The sequence below is a fragment of the Acidobacteriota bacterium genome (assembly GCA_039030395.1).
In the GTDB taxonomy this organism is placed as follows: domain Bacteria; phylum Acidobacteriota; class Thermoanaerobaculia; order Multivoradales; family JBCCEF01; genus JBCCEF01.
Map to the genome: position 1 here is coordinate 84,982 of JBCCEF010000013.1, position 18,117 is coordinate 103,098.

The following is an 18,117-nucleotide window of genomic DNA, read 5'->3' on the forward strand; positions in this document are numbered from 1 at the left end:
GCAGGCTCCCGCTAGGCCAGTGCTTCGCGCACTCGGTCGGCGTCGATCACCAGTCGGGTGCGGCCGTCCTCCTCGCTCAAGCCGCCGCTATTCCAGGGATCGAACTCGTAGCGGTTGATCACCTTGCTGAACACGTCGCGCAGCGCCCGGGCGCCGGTGCGGCTCTCTTTGGTGGCCTTTTCGGAGATCAAGGCCGAAGCCAGCGGCTCGATCTCGAGATCGATGTCCAGGGTTTCGAAGAACCGGCGGGAGCGCACGAAGGGCGAGTCATAGGACTTGAGGAGGATCTGCTCCAGCACCTCGCGGGGCAGTTCCTTCATCAGCACGATCTTGTCGAAGCGCGCCATGAACTGGGGCACCATGCCGTACTCGAAGAGGTCCTTCACCCGCAGGAACTCGCCGAGTTCGAAAATGGTGTCGATGCGCACTTTGCCGTCCGCCGTGCGGCGTGCCTCGGAGCGCAGCTTCACGCCGCTGCCGGGCTTGGTTACGCGGTTGTACACCTGGTCATAGAGCCCCTCGAAGGCTCCGCCGCAGACGAACATCATGCGCTCGGTGTTGATGCGTAGCGTCACCGGCCGCTCCTTGCCGTCTTCCCAGGCGTGGGTTTGGTAGGCCACCCGCTCGCCCTCCATCAGGGTGAGGAGACCCTGCTGCAGCACGACGCCCAGCGGGTTGGGCTTGCCGCCGAGGATCGAGGTCATTTTGTCGATCTCGTCGATACAGACCGTCGCGCGCTCCATCGCCTGCTGCAGCTCGTCGGCGGTCGGTTCCTCGCTCACCACCAGCCGGGCGCGCTGTTCGATGCTGCGCAGCATGCGGTCCGGCCGGAACTCAGTGCGGTCCGAATCCACCAGCAGGTTGGCGTTGAGAATGGTCAGAGCGCGAAACGAACGGTATTCCGGCAGGGTGTCGTAGAGGCGCTGGATGTTGTTCATGATGGTGGTCTTGCCGGTACCGGAGTTGCCCACCAGAAGCAGGTTGCCGGAGACCCGGCCGGTGGTGTGCTTGTAGATCGCGACGGAGACGAAACGCAGCGCCTCGTCCTGCCCGAGCACACCGCGTTGCAGCTCCGAAAAGATCTCCGTCGGCGGGATGTCCTTGGGCTGGCGCAAGCCGTCCGGCGTACCGCGGTCCGGCGTTCCGGGGTCCGGCGTTCCGGACTCAGGTTGTGCTTCGAGGGTAGAGGAAGGGTTCGAATCCATGGTGCAACTCCGTGCCAACGATCAGTGAGCGCTCAGCCGGTAATACGAAAGAGAGGGCGCAACCGTCCTGTGCGGACCGCAAATCGTAGCACCGGAGGCCAACGGACGGAGCCCATCGAGCAGGGGCTGTTAGAATCGACGGCAATCTAGCACCGGAGGCTCAGCACCCCCAAGGAGATCAACATGGCCCTGCTCCCGCGTCGCCCGCAGCTCTTCGCCACCCTGACGGCCCTGCCACTCCTCGCCGTTTTCTGCACTGCCCCGGTGGCGGCCCAGAACGACCTCTTCATCGATCAGCTCAACGTCAACGTGGTGAACGTCGAAGTGTTCGTCACGGACAGCGACGGCAACCGCGTCGCCGGCCTGACCGAGGACGATTTCGAACTGTTCGAGGACGGGCAACCGGTGGAGATCAGCAACTTCTTTACGGTTTCCTACCAGGACTCCTTCGCCTCTCGGGTCACCGATACGCGGCGCCCGGCACCCGTCCCCCGGCGCCCGGTGACCCCGGATCAGCAGCTTCACCTGGTGGTGTTCATCGACCACGCGCACATCTATCCACAGTCCCGGCGGCAGCTCCTGGAGGTGCTCGAAGGCTACCTCGAGGATCGGCTCTTCGAGGGCGACAAGATCATGCTCGCCAGCTTCACCCGCACCCTGGAAGTCGTCCAGCCCTTCACCCAGGATCACAAGCTGCTGCTCGACGGCCTCGCCAAGATGAGCCAGGAGGCCGCCTACGGCCCGACCATCGACGCCCAGCGGCGCCAGGCCTACCGCTCTATGACTCTTTTCGCCGAAGCCAACGACCCGGCGGCAGCGGCGGCGAACATCCGCCGCGCCCACGGCTTTGCCCGCACCTACGTACAGAACGTCCAGTCGAGCACTCGCCGCTCCACCCGCGCCATGGAACAGGTGTTGCGGTCCCTCGCCGGCTTGCCCGGCCGCAAGGCGATGCTGTACGTCAGCAACGGCATGCCGAAGCGCCCCGGCGAGGAGATCTACCAGTACCTGCAAGACATCACCGGCGCCGCCGCACTGCGCGGAGCGAACGTCACGGGGTTCACCATCGACCCCTCCCTCGAAGCCCTGCGGGAGGACGAGACGCCGTTGTTCGACGCCGTCGCCCGGGAGGCCAATACCCATCAGGTGACCCTCTACACGCTCAACGCCGAGGGCGCCGGCGGCTCCAGCTCGAGCGCCCTGTCCGCCTCCTTAGGCCAGGTGGAGACGGGCTTCAGCGACAGCGGTCGGACCGGCCTGGACAACATCCGTTCGATGAACCTCGCCGAGCCGATGATCGATCTGGCGGAAGCCACCGGCGGCTCATCAATCCTGAACACCCAGAACTTCGACGACGCCCTAGCCCGCCTGTCGGCGGACTTCGACACCTACTACTCCCTCGGCTACCGGGCCCCCAGCGGCGGCGACGGCGAATACCACAAGATCGAGGTGCGGGTGAACCGACCCGGCCTGCAGGTGCGCCACCGCACTGGCTATACGGACAAGCCCCAAGGCGAGCGCATCGCCGATCGCACCTACTCGTCACTGCTGCTCGACCTGGAGAGCAATCCTCTGGGCATCGAGATCGAAACCGGGGAGCCGGAAAAGCAAGCCCGTAACCGCTACCTGCTGCCGGTGCTGGTACGGATTCCGGTCCGCGAGATCACCCTACTTCCGAACGGCGAGCAGTCCGAAGGACGGCTGCAAATCTACCTGATCGTCAAAGACGAAGAGGGCGGCGTCAGCGACCTGCATCGGGAGCCCTACCCGGTGAAGATCCCGGCGGACATGGTGGACGAGGCCCGCGCCACGGACATCGGCTATCTGGCCCGCCTCGAGTTGCGCAGCGGCAAGCCCAAGATCGCCGTCGGCGTGTGGGACGAGCTGTCCGGTCTGGAGTCCTTCGTTCAGCGCAGGGTGATCGTCGAGAACCCGAACAAGAAAGACCGTAAGGGAAAGTAGCCCGCCCTCAGATCGAGGCCCCGGCGTCGACCACCAGGGTCTGGCCGGTGACCGCCGCCGCATCGGCCGACAGCAGATAGGCCACCGTCCCGGCGACGGCGATGGCGTCTACCCCCGCCGGCAGGCTTTCGCCGGCGCGCATTTGAGCAACCCGGGCCTCCGGCAGCTCGGCGGTCATCTCCGTCGCCACGAAACCCGGCACCACGGCGTTCACCCGCACCCCCCGTCGACCGACCTCCCGCGCCAGCACCCGGGTCAGGGCCAGCAGAGCTGCCTTCGAGGCCGCATAGGCCCCCTGCCCGGCCATCCCGCGCAAGGCTCCCAAGGACGAGACATTGACCACCGACCCGGCGCGCCGATGGAGCATGCCGCGGCTCACCGCCCGGCAGAAGCGGAAGGCGCCCCCCAGGTTGATGTCCATCACCCGGTCCCAATCGTCGTCGGAGGTCATCGCCACCAGGCCTTGGTGCGCGATGCCGGCGTTGTTGACCAGGGCCGCCAAGGGACCCTGCACCTCCTCCACCTCCCCCACCAGATCCTCCGGCCGGCGTCGGTCGGCCAGATCGCAGGGGTAGGCGTGGGCACCAGTGGCGGCGGCCAGGCGCCGCGCCTCGGCCGCCCGGCTGCGAAAGGTGAAGGCCACGGACCATCCGTCGGCGGTCAACCGTTCGACCACCGCCCGACCGATCCCGCCGCTACCGCCGGTGACCAGTGCTACCGGTCCTCGACTCGGCATCTCCTCCGTTTCCTGACCTTCTGGACTGGTCATCGGGCCCCTCTCTGCTGATGGATCCGCCGCAGGCGCCGGCTGTCCCAGCGCGCCTGGAAAACCGCCCCGGCGATGCGCAGGCTGTCGATCAACGGTCGGTAGTGACTCGTACAGCGGCCGTCGGCGAAACCCAAGCGGATGGGCACCGAGATCACCGGCAAACCCAACCGCGCCGCCCGCACCACCACCGCGCTCTCGGCCTCGAAGCGGGACTCCGGAAAGCCGGTGGCGGCGATGAGTCCGCGGGAATAGAGCCGGAAGCCACTCTGAATGTCCGTCAACGGCCGGCCGGCGAGAATCGAAATCAGCGACGACGAACAGCGGTTGCTCGCCTTGCGCACGGCGCTCATTTGCTCGAAGAGGTGATCCCGGGTGCCGATGACCAGCTCTTCGCCGCCGCGCGAAGCGGCGAGCAGACGTGGGATCTCCTCGGGCAAATGCTGACCGTCCGCGTCGAGGGTCACCACCGCTTGCCAACCGTCCTCGAAGAGGGTTCGAAAGGCCGTCGCCAGGGCCCGGCCCTTGCCGCAATTGCGCCGGTGGCGCACCACCCGGGCGCCCGCCGCCTCGGCCGCCTCGGCGGTGCCGTCGTCGGAGCCATCGTCCACCACCAGCACCTCTCCCATGACTTTGCGGGTGCCGGCCACCACCGCGCCGACGGAGGCCTCGGCCTGGTAGGCCGGGATGACCGCCGCTACCTTCACCGGGCCTCCAGAACCGACCAGGCCGCGGCGCCACCGGCGGCGAAACTGGTCACCAAGGTCAGGCCGGCCGGCGGCAAGGCACAGCCGTCGTGCGGCGTCACGGCCAGTTCTGGATCCGCCCGCTCAAAGCCCGCCGTCGGTCCGAAGGCTAGAGCGCCACGGGCCGAGTCCGGGAACCTGCCGTCCTCGGACGCCAAACCCTGGCCCGCCAATAACGCCGCCGCCAGGAATCCACCACCGTATTCGCCGGTCACTCCCTTGGGGGCGAGGATGGGCACCGCCGCCGCCAAGCCGTGGTGCTCCATCAAGGCTCGCAGCACCCTGCCTTCGAGGCGATCGCCAGCGCGCGAGCCGGAAGCTCCGGAGACCACTCGGCCAATGCTGCTCAAAGGTACCCCCGAGCGATCCAGGCCGCGGGCGATGGCCGCCGCCAGTTCGCCGTGGCCGCGCCCCCACCCGCTTTGGCCGGCGGTGGGATCGAAGGCGCTGCCCCAGGCGGCCAACCGCACCCGCGGGATGGCTCCGCGGCTCGCCGCCGCATCGGCGGATTCCAACACCAGCACCGCCGCACCCTCGGAGGCGGTGAAGCCGTTGCGCCGGCGATCGAAGGGGCGGGCCGCCTCGGGCAGATCCGGTAACGGCCGGGCCAGGGCCCGAAAGCGCTCCAACACGGCGAAGATGAGCGGTGTCACTTCTTCCGCCACCCCCACCAACATGCGCTCAGCCCGCCCGGAGCGCAGTTCCTGGGCACCCCGCGCCAGGGCGAGGAGCGGCCCCGCCTCGCGCTGACAGAGGGTGTGGTTCGGACCCGCCAGACGGCACTGGATCGACACCTGGGCGGCCGGGGCGTTGGCGACGCATTCCGTGAACAAAAAGGGCGAGGCCGCTTCCGGCCCCTCATCGAACACCTGATCGAGCAGCCGCTGGGTGAAGGACATGGGGCCGAAGGAGGTCGCCAGGGCCACCCCAGTGGCGGGATCCGCCGCCTCGGAAGGTTCCAGGCCGGCGTCCTCGAGAGCCAGGCGGGCTGCCGCCAGGGCGAAGCGCGACGGCGGGCTCATCCGCCGGCCGACCAGCGGCGGCACCCAGCGGCGGAGAGGTTCGTCGGTCATGGTGGCGGCATGCGTCGGACCGTTCGGGCGCCGCGGGATCGGGCCGAAGGGCCCCATCGGCCGCCGCGCGCCGCGGCCGGCGGCGAGGGCCGCGGCCAACGGGCCGGGACCGATACCCTCCGACCCCACCAGGCCGAGACCGGTCACCACCACCTCAGTCCGGCGGTTTTCGGGTTCCGGGGACACTAGCGAAGGGCACTCCGCCGCGGCCGGGTGAAGATCGCCGCGGCGTTGCAGCCCCCGAAGGCCAAATTGATCGAGGCCGCGGCGGCGCCTTCGGGATCCAGTTCGAGGGCCTCGTCGACCACCAGCCAGATTGGGATCTCGGCATCGGCCTCGCCGTCGCCGGGGGTCGGATGGAGCCGCCCGCGATCCAGCGCCAGTACCGTGGCCACCGCTTCCAGGCAGCCGGCAGAGCCCAGGAGATGGCCGACGCAGGCCTTGGTCGAGGTCACCGGAACGGACCGCGCCCGGGCACCCAGAACGTCTTCGAGGGCCTTCCACTCGGCGACATCGTTGTGCGGCGTGCCGGTTCCGTGAGCGTTGACGAAGGCCACCGCCGAGGCGTCCAAACCGGCATCCGCCAACGCCCGGCGGAGCGCCTGGCCGACACCCCGACCCTCCGGATGGGGCGCCGTCATGTGATGGGAATCGCTGGTCGCCGCGGCACCCGCCAGGCAGCACAGGATATTCGCCCCACGGGCCTCGGCCCGCTCCACCGTCTCCAGCACCAGAGCGGCGCCGCCTTCGCCGATGGAGAGCCCTTCGCGCTCCGCCCGGAAGGGGCGGCAGGGCTCTTCGTCCACCGAGCGCAGGCTGTTGAAACCGCCATAGGTGGTGCGGCAGAGGGAATCCGCGCCGCCGACCACCGCCGCCTCGATCTCACCATCGCGCAGGGCGTCGAGGGCCATGCCCAAGGCGAGAGTGCCGGAGGAACAAGCCGAGGACAAGGTCGCCACCGGCCCGGTCCAGGCGAAGTGGCGCGCGACCGCTTCGGCCGGGGCGCTCACCTGCTGACTGACCAGCAAGGAGAGGGGCGGTAAGGAAGGGGAAGAAGGCCCGTCGCCACCCGACCGGCGATCCAGAGCGGCATAGAACGCCTCGCCTTCGAACATCCCGCCGGTGCTGCTGCCGAAGTAGACGCCGATCTCCGGCCCTTCCAGGCCGGCCATCGCCGTCGACTCACTTACCGCGGCGACGGCGAAACGGTCCGCCAGGGATAGGCGCCGCCAGTGCGGGAAGTGAGCCGGCAGATCCGCCGGCGGCGGCGGTACCTGGCCGGCGAGGTGAGTGCGGTAGGGAGAGGCGTCGAAACGATCGAAGGTCGCCACGGCGGTGCGGCCGGACATCACTCCCTGCCAGAAGGATTCGATACCCCAGCCGTAGGCGGATACGGCTCCAACGCCGGTGACGGCGACCGCCCCAACGCTCATGCCGGAGCGCTCATGCCGGGGCGATCCCCTCGATCATGTCTCCCGCCGGCGCATTCTGTCGCTCCTCGACGAAACGCGACAAGGTGCGCACGGTGGAAAACGCCTCGGGATCCATCTCGTCGCTCCGGATCTTGATGCCGTACTCCTTCTCCATCGCCACGACGAGTTCCAGCGCGTCGACCGAGTCGAGGCCCAGCCCCTCTCCAAACAGCGGATCGTCGTCGCCGATCTCGTCCGGCGTCATGCCCTCGAGGTTGAGACTCTCGATGATCAGCTTCTTGATCTGATCGGCGGTATTGGACATCGATAACCTCCAAGAAGGGGCGTGCCCTGGCTGCACGGACTACCCGAAGACCGCCCGTTCGATACGCCCCTGCTGATTGAGTTTCCTTGCAACGCAGACCAGGGTAGCCGAGGGATCACGGGGTGGCGTTTCAATGAGCCCCTGCCGCCCGTGAGATCCCGGCGAAACCAGTATTATAGAGCAGATGTGGTGGTTTCCATCCTATTCGCTTCGGGAGTCATGAGAGCCAATCCGCTAGCCGCCGCCTTCGACCGTCGGCTCACTCGCGATCCCTCGCGCACGCTGGTGGCTTCGCCCACCGCCCGCGCGACGACCGGCCAGATCGATGCCCTCGCCCGCGCCGCAGAGCGCTCCCTCGCGGAGCTTCCACCTGGCACCATCGTCGGCCTGTTGGCGCCCGATGGACCGGCCTACCTCGCATCCCTGATCGCCCTCTCCCGGCAGGGCGCGGCGACCCTACTGCTGGACTACCGCACCCCCGCCGAGGAGTGCCATCGGATCGTCCGCGAGATCGGCGCCAGGGCCTTTCTGATCTGCGACGAGGGCTGGCCGTCGGGCCCCACCAACTGGCGCCTCGAACGGACGAAACCGACCGCCGAAGCCGCCGGCGCGGCGGCCGAAGCCCTACCCGCGGGCACCCTGATCAAGATCACTTCCGGCTCCACCGGCGCCGCCCGCGGCATCGTCACCCCGCCGGAGGCACTGCTGGCGGACGACGAGGCCCTGGTGGCGACCATGGGAATCCGGCCGGACGATCGCTTGATGGCGACCATCCCGATGTCCCATTCCTACGGCCTGGCAAGTCTGGTGGCCCCCGCCCTGGTGCGCGGCATCCCGCTGATCGTGCCGAACCGCCGCGGCCCCTTCGGCCCCCTGGCGGCGGCCGCGGATATGGGTGCGACGGTCTTCCCGACGGTGCCGGCCTACCTCTCCGCCATCGGACGCCTGGCGGAACCGCCGCCGACGCCGAAGGCGTTGCGCCTGGTGATCTCCGCCGGCGCCCTGCTGCCGGCGGCGACGGCGGCCCGCTTCCGGGACCGCTTCGGCCTGCCGGTGCACGCCTTCTACGGTTCGAGCGAATCCGGCGGTATCGCCTACGACCGCGAAGGCGGAGGCGCCGAGCGCGGCACCGTCGGCACCCCGGTCGACGGCGTCGAGATCGAACTGGAAGCCTTCGATCCCGGCCGGCCACAGGACGGCGGCAGGGTGATCGTGCGCTCCGCCGCCGTCGCCAGCGGGTACCTGCCGTCGGGCTGCAGCGAAGAGCGCCTTGCCTCCGGTCGTTTTCGCACCGAGGACCTGGGAATCTGGGATGAGCGCGGCGAGTTGCAGTTGATCGGCCGTTTGGACGACATCATCAACGTGCGCGGGAAGAAGGTGAATCCGCGCGAGGTGCAGACGGTGCTGCTGGCCCTCGATCGGGTGGACGAAGCAGCCGTTCTCGCCCTCGAGCAACCCGGCGAGGGCTGTTCCGGAGTGCGGGCCGTGATCGCCTGCCAACCGGGCAGTCTCAGCCGCGAAGAAGTTCTCGCCTGGTGCGACGGCCGACTGGCGAACCACAAGAAGCCCCGCAGCGTGGTGATCGTCGAGCAGCTCCCGCGCACCGCCCGGGGAAAGGTCGACCGGATCGCCCTCGGGCGCCTAGCCTCGGCATGACGACGGTCCCATGGACTCCTGCCCCAGGATGACCGCCACCCCGCCGCGCCCGCGTCCCAAAGCCTGGCGGCCCAGCCCGTTTCTCCTCGCCAGCGGCGCTCTCCATCTCACCGGCGTCGCCTGGGCCGCCGTTCGTCCGAGCATCCTGCCGTGGGTGGCCGCCGGCCTGGCCGCGAACCACCTCACGGCCGTTGGAGCGGGCCTCTGGCCGCGCAGCCGGCTGCTGGGGCCCAACCTCCGCCGGCTGCCGGAAGACGGTGCGGCGGGCCGAGTCGCCCTGACCTTCGACGACGGGCCGGACCCGAAGGTCACCCCGCAGGTGCTCGACCTCCTCGATCGGACCGAAGCCAAGGCGACCTTTTTTGTCATCGGACAGCTCGTGGAGCGCCACCCGGGCTTGACCGCCGAGATTCACGCCCGGGGCCATCGCCTGGGCAACCACACATTCCGCCACCTGAAACGTTTCTCGATCCTCGGCCCCGGCCGAACCGGTGAAGAGATCGACCGTAGCCAGGAGGCGTTGGCCCAGATCACCGGGTATCGGCCGGTCCACTTTCGCCCTCCGGCGGGCCTGCGGAGTCCATGGCTCGAACCTCTGTTGGCCCGCCGCGGCCTCCGCCTGGTGAGCTGGACTCGGCGCGGCTACGACACCGTTCGGCAAGACTCCGAGAGCATCACCGGTGATCTGTTGCGGGATCTCGCTGAGGGCGACATCCTGCTGCTCCACGACGGCCGTTCGGAAGGTCCCTGGCATCGTCGGCCGCCGGTCCTCGACGTCCTCCCAAGGCTTCTCGAAGTCTTGCAGCGCAAGGGTTTGCGCTCCGTCGCCTTGCCCGCGGCGGGCTTGATCGGGCCGGTCACGGCGGATAGTATGGGCGTGCAGTAGGCTCTACTTGGCGTCCCAGAAAACACACCGTGAAAACGACTCACACCCCTACCGCCTCCGGCCCACCGGGTACCGCGTCACCGGCAGCTCCTGGCTTGGCGGACTATGACGTGGTGGTGATCGGCGGTGCCTTTTCCGGCAGCGCCACCGCCACCCTGCTCAAGCGCTCCCGGCCCGAGGCCCGAGTGCTGGTGGTGGAATCCCAAGAGTCCTTCCCGCGCAAGGTCGGCGAAGCGACGGTGGAGATCTCGGGGCTGTTCCTGCACCGTATTCTCGGCCTCTACGACGAGCTGTCTCGGGAGCATCTGCCGAAGCACGGCCTGCGCTTCTGGTTCACGGACAGCCCGAACCGGCCGCTCGAAGAAATGAGCGAAGTGGGCCCATCGCGGCTGCCGTCCCTGCCCTCCTTCCAACTCGACCGCTCGAAGCTCGACGAGACCATCCTCGGCCGCGCCGTGCAGAGCGGCTGCGACGTCTTGCGGCCGGCGAGGGTCAGCTCCATCGAGCACGAATGGCCGACCAGCCGGATCCGGATCGAAGGCGCCGACGGAACCGAGCGAGAGGTCACCGCCCGCTGGGTGATCGATGGCTCGGGCCGGCACCAATTCATCGCCCGCCGCAAGCGCCTCCGCCGACGCACCGAGGGACACCCGACGGCGGCCCTGTGGGGACGCTGGAAGGGAGTGCAGGATCTGGACGGCCTGGCCTCCCGCGGTTCCGAGGTTCGGGCTCCCCGGCTACCGGAGCTGTCGTGCTCCCGGCGCCTCGCCACCAACCACTTCTGCGGCTATGGCTGGTGGAGCTGGAGCATCCCGCTATCCGGCGGCGAGACCAGCATCGGCCTGGTCTACAACAAGGACCTCTTCGACCTGCCCGGCGATGGCTCGAAGGGCGAGAACTATGAGGCGTTTCTGCGCTCCCGGGCAGGCCTCAAGGAACTCCTCGCCTCGGCCGAGCTGATGGAGGAAGACTTCCACTCCTTCAACCACCTGCCCTTCCGCTCCGAGCAATACATGGGGCGCGGCTGGGCCCTGGTGGGCGACGCGGCATCGTTTATCGACCCGTACTACAGCCCGGGCCTCGACCACGCCGCCATCTCCGTCTACGCGACCGTCCGGCTGATCGAAGACGACCTCGCCGGCCGCCTCGACGGCGACGCCCTGAGCGAGCGCATCGAGGCCCACAACGAGAAGTTCGAGCTGTCCTACCACCGCTGGCTCGACGCCCTCTACCGCGGCAAATACGAGCTGATGGGCGACGCCGAACTCACCGTCGCCGCGTTCCTGATGGACACGGCGCTCTACTACATGGGCGTGGTGACGCCGATCCACAAGGATCTGGAAGCCCTCGGCAACCCGATGTTCGGGCTGCCCATCCCCCAGTCGAAGATCGCCTACCGCATCCTGCGAGGCTACAGTCGGCGGCTGGTGCGGCTGGCACGGTTCCGGCGCCAGGTGGGCCTCTACGGGCGGCGCAATGCGCGCTGGCGGCTGGCCGCCAAGTCGCCGGGCCTCGGTACCGCCTCCCTCGGCATGCTGCGCCAGGGTGTGGGCCTGTGGCTCAAGGCCGAACTGCAGTACCTCGGCCATCGACTACGGCGCGGCGGAGTCGACCTGTCCGAGCCCGTCCCGCGCGCCGTCGCCTCGCCTCCCTGACCGATCCCTTTCCTCAGGCGCCATCGCTTTGGGCAAGGAGCCGAAGGACTCGCCGCGTCGGCGGCGCTTCCACCGCGCCTTCGCGGAGATGCACTTTCAGCTTCGCACCGAAGGCGGCACCCCGGCGAACAACGCCGGTTCGGTGGCCCTCGGCGTTTTCATTGGCAGCCTGCCGATCTACGGGCTGCACCTGGTTCTGTGCGTCGCCTTCGCCCGCCTACTGCGCCTCTCCCGGGTGCGCACCTACCTCGCCGCCCATGTCAACAACCCCTTCACGGCCCCACTGCTGGTCACTGCGCAACTGGCCGTAGGCCACCGGCTGCTCGACGGCGACTGGCCCACCTTCGACCTTCGGGCCCTGCCCTCCGTCGGCCGCCTCGGCGCTCACCTGGTCGTCGGCAGCCTGGTGGTGGGCGTGGTGCTCGCCGTCCTCCTCAGCCTGCTGGCCCTCGCCATTTCCAGCCGCTGGAGCCGACCCAACCCTAGCCAGCGCCTGATCGAGCGCACCGCCAAGCGCTATTTGGCCTCCGGCGTCTTCGACTGGGAGTTCGTACTGGGAAAGCTGCGCTGGGATCCGCTGTACCTGGGCTTGCTGGAAAGCGGCCTGTTGCCGCCGAAGGGCCTGCTGCTGGACCTCGGCTGCGGCCGCGGAATCCTGGCGGCTCTCGTCGCCACCGCCGCCGAGCGGAAACCGGAAAGTCCAGGATCCGAAGGCTGGCCCGCCGGCTGGCCGGAGCCGCCGCGGGAACTGGAGATCCTCGGCTTCGAGCGCTCAGCGCGCAAGATCGCCGCCGCCCGCGTCGCCCTCGGACCGGAAGCGCGTCTCGAGACCGGCGACCTGACGACCACCCCCCTGCCGCCGGCGGAAGGCGTGGTGCTGCTGGACGTCCTCCACTACCTGCCGCGGAACGAGCAAGAAGCGCTCCTCGGCCGGGTCGCGCAAGCCCTGCGCCCGAGCGGCCTGCTGCTGCTGCGCGAAGCCGACGCCGCCGGTGGCCTCGCCTTCTTCTGGACCCGCGTCGGCGAACGGCTGGCGGCCTGGAGTCGCGGCCACTTCCGCCAACGCTTCGCCTACCGCTCCGCCGAGGAATGGCGAAGCTGCCTCGAGGGCATCGGCCTCCGGGTCACCGACGAACACCCGATGTCCGCCGGCACGCCCTACTCGAATGTGCTGCTGGGCGCTCGTAGGCCCGTAGAAGGATCGAATCGAAGCCAAACCGGGCCACGAGATTAGCGGCCCAACGACCGAACCCGAAAGGTGAGGCGGCGGCAGAGCCGCCGAGGACGGGGTGAGCCCGCAGGGCGAGGGGGCGCCTAGCCCCCTGGAAATAGGACTAGCAGTGTTGCCGAATCATGCGCGAAACGCTTTTCAGCAACCCGCTAGTTAACGTAGCCCAGAGCTCTCAGGCGCCGAAGATCCTCGTCGTCGTGGGCGATCTCGCCGCGGCGCCGGTCGGCGGCCTGGCGCATGCCGACGCGCGCCCGGCGGAGGTAGCCGTCGAGCAGGTCGTCGAGGTCCGCGTCGCGCCCGGTGAGGAAGGGCAACGAAACGAGCTGCCGGCCGAGGGGCTTCCAGAAACCGCCGGTGGTGGGGTTGGGCGCCTGCCAGAAGGCGTCGTCTTCCGCCGGCACCCGATCGCGGCGCAGGAAGCGGCCCTGGAGGGCCACGCCGACCTGCCCCAGACTCTCCACAAAAACCGGCCCTTCGCTTCCTGCGATGGATTCGAGGAGCGAGGGATAGGCCGAGTCGCCGCCGAGGCCGACGATGTTCAGCACCGTCGCGTACCAGCCGAGGTTGGAAACCGGCGCCGACACCCGCCCGCCCGCCGGCACGCCGGGGCCGACGAGGAGCAGCGGCACCCGCACCTGATCGAGCCCCACCGAGTGGCCGTGGGCGAAGTAGAAGCCGTCTTCCCCGAAGGCTTCGCCGTGGTCCGCCGTCACCGCCAGGAGGGTGTTGTCGAGTCGGCCAGTCGCTTCGAGTTCCTCGAGGAAGCGCCCGAGTTGCCGGTCGAGATGAGCGATCTCGCGGTCGTAGCGATGCACGTAGGCGGCCACTCGCCCCTCCAGGTTGGGCAGTACCTGGTATTTCGGGATGGCCCGGTAACCGGACTGGTCGGTACCCACCGGCAGAACGGTTTGGTCCTCCCCCATGTCCCGCTTGGCCGCTGCCTCGATGAGGGTGGGAGCCTCCGCTGCCGGCAGGTAGGGACCGTGAGGGTCCTGTAGGTGCAACCACAGAAAGTATGGCCGCTCGCCGGAGAAGGCCGGCGAGGCGAGCAGGGCGCGCGCCTTCTCCAGAGCCGCCTCCACCCGCTGCTCCGGCTGGTCGCGGTTCTGCTCACGGCCGCGAAGATCAGAGTCGTACACCTCGAAGCCCTGGTCGAGGCCGAGATGAGGCCCCAGGACCGGGTTGCTTACCACCGCCGCCGTCTCGTAGCCGGCCGCGGCGAGTTGCTCCGCCAGGGTCGCCGCTTCCGGTTCTAGGGGGAACTTGCTGTTGAAGGCTCCGACGGTGTGGAAACTCGGCATCACCCCGGTCATCAGGGAGGTGTGGCTGGGGGCGGTGCAGGAGGCGGCCGAGAAGGCGTTCTCGAACAGGGTGCCGCGCTCCGCCAGGCCGCTGAGGGCCGGAGATGTCGGCAAACCGTAGCCGTAGGTCGAGAGATGGTCCGCCCGCAGGGTGTCAATGGTGATCAGCAGGATGCTCGGCCGCGCGGCCGCGCGGTTCACGCGACCGGCGTCGCCCTCCGGAAGACCGCAACCAATGGCGGCGAGGAGGAATCCGAGGCCAAGAATCGCCGAAGATCGCCGTCTCATAGCTCGAAGAGAGCGGCAAAGCGCTCGTCGCCGCGCAACTGCTGGCGCAGGCCCGGCGCCTGGGTTTCGGCATCAGCCAAGGCTTGCTCAGCGGCGGCAAGGTCGCCGGCTTGGAGTTCGAGCGCCACCAGACGGAGGCGCGCCTGAACAAAGCCCGCCTCTTCCGGCCGTGCCGCCGCCAGCCAGCGGCGGGCCTCGGCGCGGCGGCCGGTATCGAACAGCAGAGCCCCCAGGCCGGCCCGCTGGGGGAACGGCCCGGTCCAATTCTCGGAGGCTTTGAGGAGATGTTCGAGGGCATCGTCGAGGCGACCGGCGCTCTGCTCGGCGGCGGCCAGATTGCTCCACAGCAGTCCGTTCCCGGGATCGAGCTCCGCCGCCCGGGTGAAGGCCTCGATGGCCCGGTCCAGCTCGCCCCGGCGGCCGAGGGTGGTCCCGAGATTGGCCCAGGCGGCCACCCGCCGGGGCTGAAGGCGGACGGTCTCCAGCCACTCCTGCTCCGCCCGTTCGAGACGTCCGGCACGAGTCAACGCATCGGCCAGGGCGAAGCGCGCCTCGGCTTGCTCCGGATCCAGCCGCACGGATTCTTCGAGCAGGGTCAGTGCCCTCTCCACCGCTCCCGCCTTGAGGTGGGCAATGCCCGAACGCAGGGTGGCGAAGCGGTTGCCGGGATCTTCTTCGAGCACCGCCTCGAAACTTGCGAGGGCGGATCGAAAATCTTGTCGACGAAGGGCCAATTCCCCTTCCGTCAGGAGGTTGCGGGCCTGGATCCGGTCCTTCGGATCGGGCAGTCCCGGCGGCGGCTCACGATCGCTGCCGCCGCTTCCCAGGTAGCCGAGGGCACGCAACTGGGCCAGAGCTTCGGCATCGGCGGTAGTGGAACTGCCCACCACCGGACGCTCCTTCCGCTCCCGGGCCACCGCCTGCAGCCGGCGCACCACCGGACGCTCGTCGGCGATGCGGTTGGTCGCCTCCTGCGGGTCGGCCATCAGGTCGTAGAGTTCCGGCCGCGGTGCCAGCACTAGCTTCCAGCGCTCCGTCCGCACCGCTTCGAGGGGCGACCAGCCGTAGGTGATCCACGGTTGCCGGGTTTCGAGATAGGCCGGAGGAATCTCCTGCTCGGCCCCTTCGAGGGTGGGCACCAGACTGACTCCGTCGGTCCCTTCGAGCGGCGGCAAGCCCGTCAAGTCCAGCACCGTCGGAGCGAGATCCACCAATCGCGGCGCCGCCGAACTCTCGCTGGACGAAATCCGTCCTGGGAAGTGAAAGACCATCGGAATTCGCATCGAAGAGTCGTAGAGGAAGAAGCCGTGCGTCGGCTCGCCGTGCTGCCCTAGACTTTCCCCGTGATCGGCAGCGAAAACCGTCAAGCGGGGAGTGTCCGGCAGGCCCGCGAGTAACTCACCGACTCCCCGGTCGGTCACCGCAACCTCGCCGTGGTAGAGCCCCTTGCGGCCCGGGCGCACCAGCTCTTCCGGCGGTTCGTAGGGATCGTGTGGGTCGTAGTAGTGCACCCAGAGAAACCACGGTTCCGGTGTAGCCCGCAGCCACTCCAAGGCCGCCGCCGAGGTCGCCGAGGCGGGTCGCTCGAGCCAACCTTCGGCACCCACCGGCAGGGTGTCGTCATAGTGGTCGAACCCTCGATCGGCCCCGAACTGCGCCTGGAGCGGATACCCGCTGATAAAGGCTCCGGTGGACCAACCGGCGTCCCGTAGGCGCTCGGCAAGGGTGGCGGGGGCCGCACCCAACACTTGACCGTTGTCCCGCACGCCGTGGCGGCGGGGCACCATGCCGGTGAACATCGAGAGGTGGGCCGGCAGGGTAAGCGGCACCGGCGAAACCGCCGACGGGAAGCGGAAACCCTCCGCCGCCAGGGCGTCCAGGGCCGGCGTTTCGTTCTCGCCGGCTACCCAACCCAGAGCATCCGGGCGCAAGGTGTCCACGGTGATCAGAAGGACATTCGGGCGTTCCGGTGCCGCCGGAGAGGCAGAGTCCGCTCCGCCGCAGCCGACGAGCAGCAGGGCCATCGGCCACGCCGCCCTCAGCATCTCAAGACGCCGCATCGACCGCCGCCGGCACGGTCTTGGACAGCACCTCCGTCAAGCGCTCCTTGAGACCGCTGCGCGTCACCAGCTCGATGAAGTAGTAGTAGGTCTTGCCCGGCTCGACGTCGTCGTCCACAAAGCGGTAGCGACCGATGTTGCCCGGCCCCTGCGGCGCCACCACCATGCCCTCACCGGCGCGGAGGAAGGGACCATCGGCCTGATCCGAGCGATAGACGAGATAGCCGAAAATATGGTCCTGCTTGCGCACCGCCCAGGCGAGCACCACCTGCTTTGCTGACGCTTCCTCAGCGTCCCTGCCGGCCGATTCCGTCGGGACCTGCTCAGCGGCTGGCGGGGATGGGTTCGAGGCCGCGGGTTGCGGGCGCGCTGCTTGATCGACCCGCTCGGACGGCTTGATGTGCCGACGGCCCTCCACCCGGATCGGCTCATCTCCCAATACGCCCAAATCCCGCACCACGGCGTCGCGCCGGGCCACCATGCCGGAAAAGGTGAGGGGAATCGGCTCCTCCTGGCCGGCGACGAAGACCTCCGCCGTGCCGCGCAGCTCCCCTGCATGGTGGGGGATCAGGGAAAGGGTGAGCCGGCGGCAACCCTCCTCGCCGGGGCAGTCGTCCACGGCCGCCGACACCGTGGGATCGGCAATCTCCACCCGTTCGATGTCCACCGGTTGGCCTGCTCGGCCGCGTAGAAGGATCACCTTCTCGGCCGGTTGGTCGACTCGCATTAAGCCGAGATTCGCCGGATTCTCACTCGGCACGACCTCGCCGTAGACCGTCGCCCGGTACTCGATTCGATACTCCGGCTGCGCTCGAACGCCGGTGCGCAACCGGACGGTGCCGGTCGAGAAGCCGAGGGGAGCCCCCGGCAGTAGCCTCACCGCCAGGCGTCGGCCCTGACCTTTTTGGGTTTCTTCGAGGGCGGTCACCTCGACGAACTCAGGTCCTTCGACGGTCTCGATCGAGCCTAGCTCTTCGGCAGCGCGGCTGACCAACTCAAAAACGGCGGTCTTGCCTTCGTCCTGGAAGACATCTCCAATCTCCACCTGCCCGGTCTCCGGTTGATAGGCCGAGTGGACGAAGGCCTCCGCTAGGAGTTTGACTTCGGGCTTGCCGGGATCCGTTGAACGAACGGCGAAGCGAAAGGCGGTTCGCCCCAGGCGATCGCCCACCGGCTGCACCACCCGCACTTCCCCACCCTCGCCGGCCGGTATGACCGACGGCTCTACGTTGACCCGGCCGGTTTGAAGGATCGACTCGACTCCGGTGATGACCACTTCGTCACTCCCCCGGTTGACGAAGGGAAAGACGTGTTCGACGGTCGAGAACTGGTACACCTCGCCGAGTTCGACGGCGCGTTCCTCGAACACCAGCCAGGGGTCTTCGGCCGCCAGGCAGAACGGCACAAAGATGAGCAGGAAGAAAAGCCGGATGGTTTGCTGCATGGATTGAGCCTCGAACTTGAACTGCGGTCCACCAGGAAGTCCAATCCTGTCGCAAAACCGGCGGGAGCTCAAACCCCCGAAGGCGCCACAGGCCATGCGAGGCGAGG

The 18,117-nt window shown here is 68.6% G+C and carries 14 protein-coding genes; 5 read left to right on the top strand and 9 right to left on the bottom strand.

Going from position 1 to position 18,117, the window contains the following annotated elements; all coding sequences use genetic code 11:
* Positions 1-11 precede the first annotated feature (11 nt).
* Positions 12-1,205, bottom strand: coding sequence for an AAA family ATPase (locus tag AAF481_13295; protein MEM7482145.1), 1,194 nt, complete (start codon positions 1,203-1,205; stop codon positions 12-14).
* 183 nt (positions 1,206-1,388) lie between these two features.
* Here AAF481_13295 and AAF481_13300 point away from each other — a divergent pair, with 183 nt between their 5' ends.
* Positions 1,389-3,167, top strand: a complete 1,779-nt coding sequence (locus AAF481_13300) for a VWA domain-containing protein (protein MEM7482146.1) — start codon at positions 1,389-1,391, stop codon at positions 3,165-3,167.
* Between the two features lie 7 nt (positions 3,168-3,174).
* Here AAF481_13300 and AAF481_13305 read toward each other — a convergent pair whose 3' ends face one another.
* The 5 genes from AAF481_13305 to AAF481_13325 are packed head-to-tail and all read right to left on the bottom strand — an operon-like array spanning position 3,175 to position 7,489.
* Positions 3,175-3,936, bottom strand: coding sequence for an SDR family oxidoreductase (locus AAF481_13305; protein MEM7482147.1), 762 nt, complete (start codon positions 3,934-3,936; stop codon positions 3,175-3,177).
* Complete coding sequence (locus AAF481_13310) at positions 3,933-4,640, bottom strand: glycosyltransferase family 2 protein (GenBank protein MEM7482148.1); 708 nt, start codon at positions 4,638-4,640, stop codon at positions 3,933-3,935. The genes AAF481_13305 and AAF481_13310 overlap by 4 nt, the downstream gene beginning before the upstream one ends.
* Positions 4,637-5,938: a beta-ketoacyl synthase N-terminal-like domain-containing protein gene (locus tag AAF481_13315; protein MEM7482149.1), complete on the bottom strand. Its 1,302-nt coding sequence runs from the start codon at positions 5,936-5,938 to the stop codon at positions 4,637-4,639. The genes AAF481_13310 and AAF481_13315 overlap by 4 nt, the downstream gene beginning before the upstream one ends.
* Positions 5,938-7,185, bottom strand: coding sequence for a beta-ketoacyl-[acyl-carrier-protein] synthase family protein (locus tag AAF481_13320; protein ID MEM7482150.1), 1,248 nt, complete (start codon positions 7,183-7,185; stop codon positions 5,938-5,940). Before AAF481_13320 ends, AAF481_13315 begins: the two co-directional genes overlap by 1 nt.
* Positions 7,186-7,195: 10 nt before the next feature.
* Complete coding sequence (locus AAF481_13325; protein ID MEM7482151.1) at positions 7,196-7,489, bottom strand: phosphopantetheine-binding protein; 294 nt, start codon at positions 7,487-7,489, stop codon at positions 7,196-7,198.
* 219 nt (positions 7,490-7,708) lie between these two features.
* On the opposite strand from AAF481_13325, the gene AAF481_13330 reads away from it, so the two are divergent.
* From AAF481_13330 to AAF481_13345, 4 genes are read left to right on the top strand one after another with little or no spacing between them, the layout of a single operon-like run.
* Positions 7,709-9,145, top strand: a complete 1,437-nt coding sequence (locus AAF481_13330) for an AMP-binding protein (protein ID MEM7482152.1) — start codon at positions 7,709-7,711, stop codon at positions 9,143-9,145.
* A 28-nt stretch (positions 9,146-9,173) separates the two neighbouring features.
* Positions 9,174-10,031 carry a polysaccharide deacetylase family protein gene (locus tag AAF481_13335; GenBank protein MEM7482153.1) on the top strand — a complete coding sequence of 286 codons (858 nt, stop codon included), beginning with the start codon at positions 9,174-9,176 and terminating at the stop codon, positions 10,029-10,031.
* Between the two features lie 29 nt (positions 10,032-10,060).
* Positions 10,061-11,686 (top strand): NAD(P)/FAD-dependent oxidoreductase, encoded by a 1,626-nt coding sequence (locus AAF481_13340; protein ID MEM7482154.1) that lies wholly within the window; start codon positions 10,061-10,063, stop codon positions 11,684-11,686.
* A gap of 28 nt (positions 11,687-11,714) precedes the next feature.
* Positions 11,715-12,920 carry a DUF2062 domain-containing protein gene (locus AAF481_13345; GenBank protein ID MEM7482155.1) on the top strand — a complete coding sequence of 402 codons (1,206 nt, stop codon included), beginning with the start codon at positions 11,715-11,717 and terminating at the stop codon, positions 12,918-12,920.
* 146 nt (positions 12,921-13,066) lie between these two features.
* Here AAF481_13345 and AAF481_13350 read toward each other — a convergent pair whose 3' ends face one another.
* The 3 genes from AAF481_13350 to AAF481_13360 all read right to left on the bottom strand — a co-directional run bounded on the left by AAF481_13350 (position 13,067) and on the right by AAF481_13360 (position 18,010).
* Positions 13,067-14,419, bottom strand: coding sequence for a sulfatase (locus AAF481_13350; protein MEM7482156.1), 1,353 nt, complete (start codon positions 14,417-14,419; stop codon positions 13,067-13,069).
* 83 nt (positions 14,420-14,502) lie between these two features.
* Positions 14,503-16,551, bottom strand: a complete 2,049-nt coding sequence (locus AAF481_13355; protein MEM7482157.1) for a sulfatase-like hydrolase/transferase — start codon at positions 16,549-16,551, stop codon at positions 14,503-14,505.
* 1 nt (position 16,552) lies between these two features.
* Positions 16,553-18,010 (bottom strand): DUF1573 domain-containing protein, encoded by a 1,458-nt coding sequence (locus AAF481_13360; GenBank protein MEM7482158.1) that lies wholly within the window; start codon positions 18,008-18,010, stop codon positions 16,553-16,555.
* Positions 18,011-18,117 lie beyond the last annotated feature (107 nt).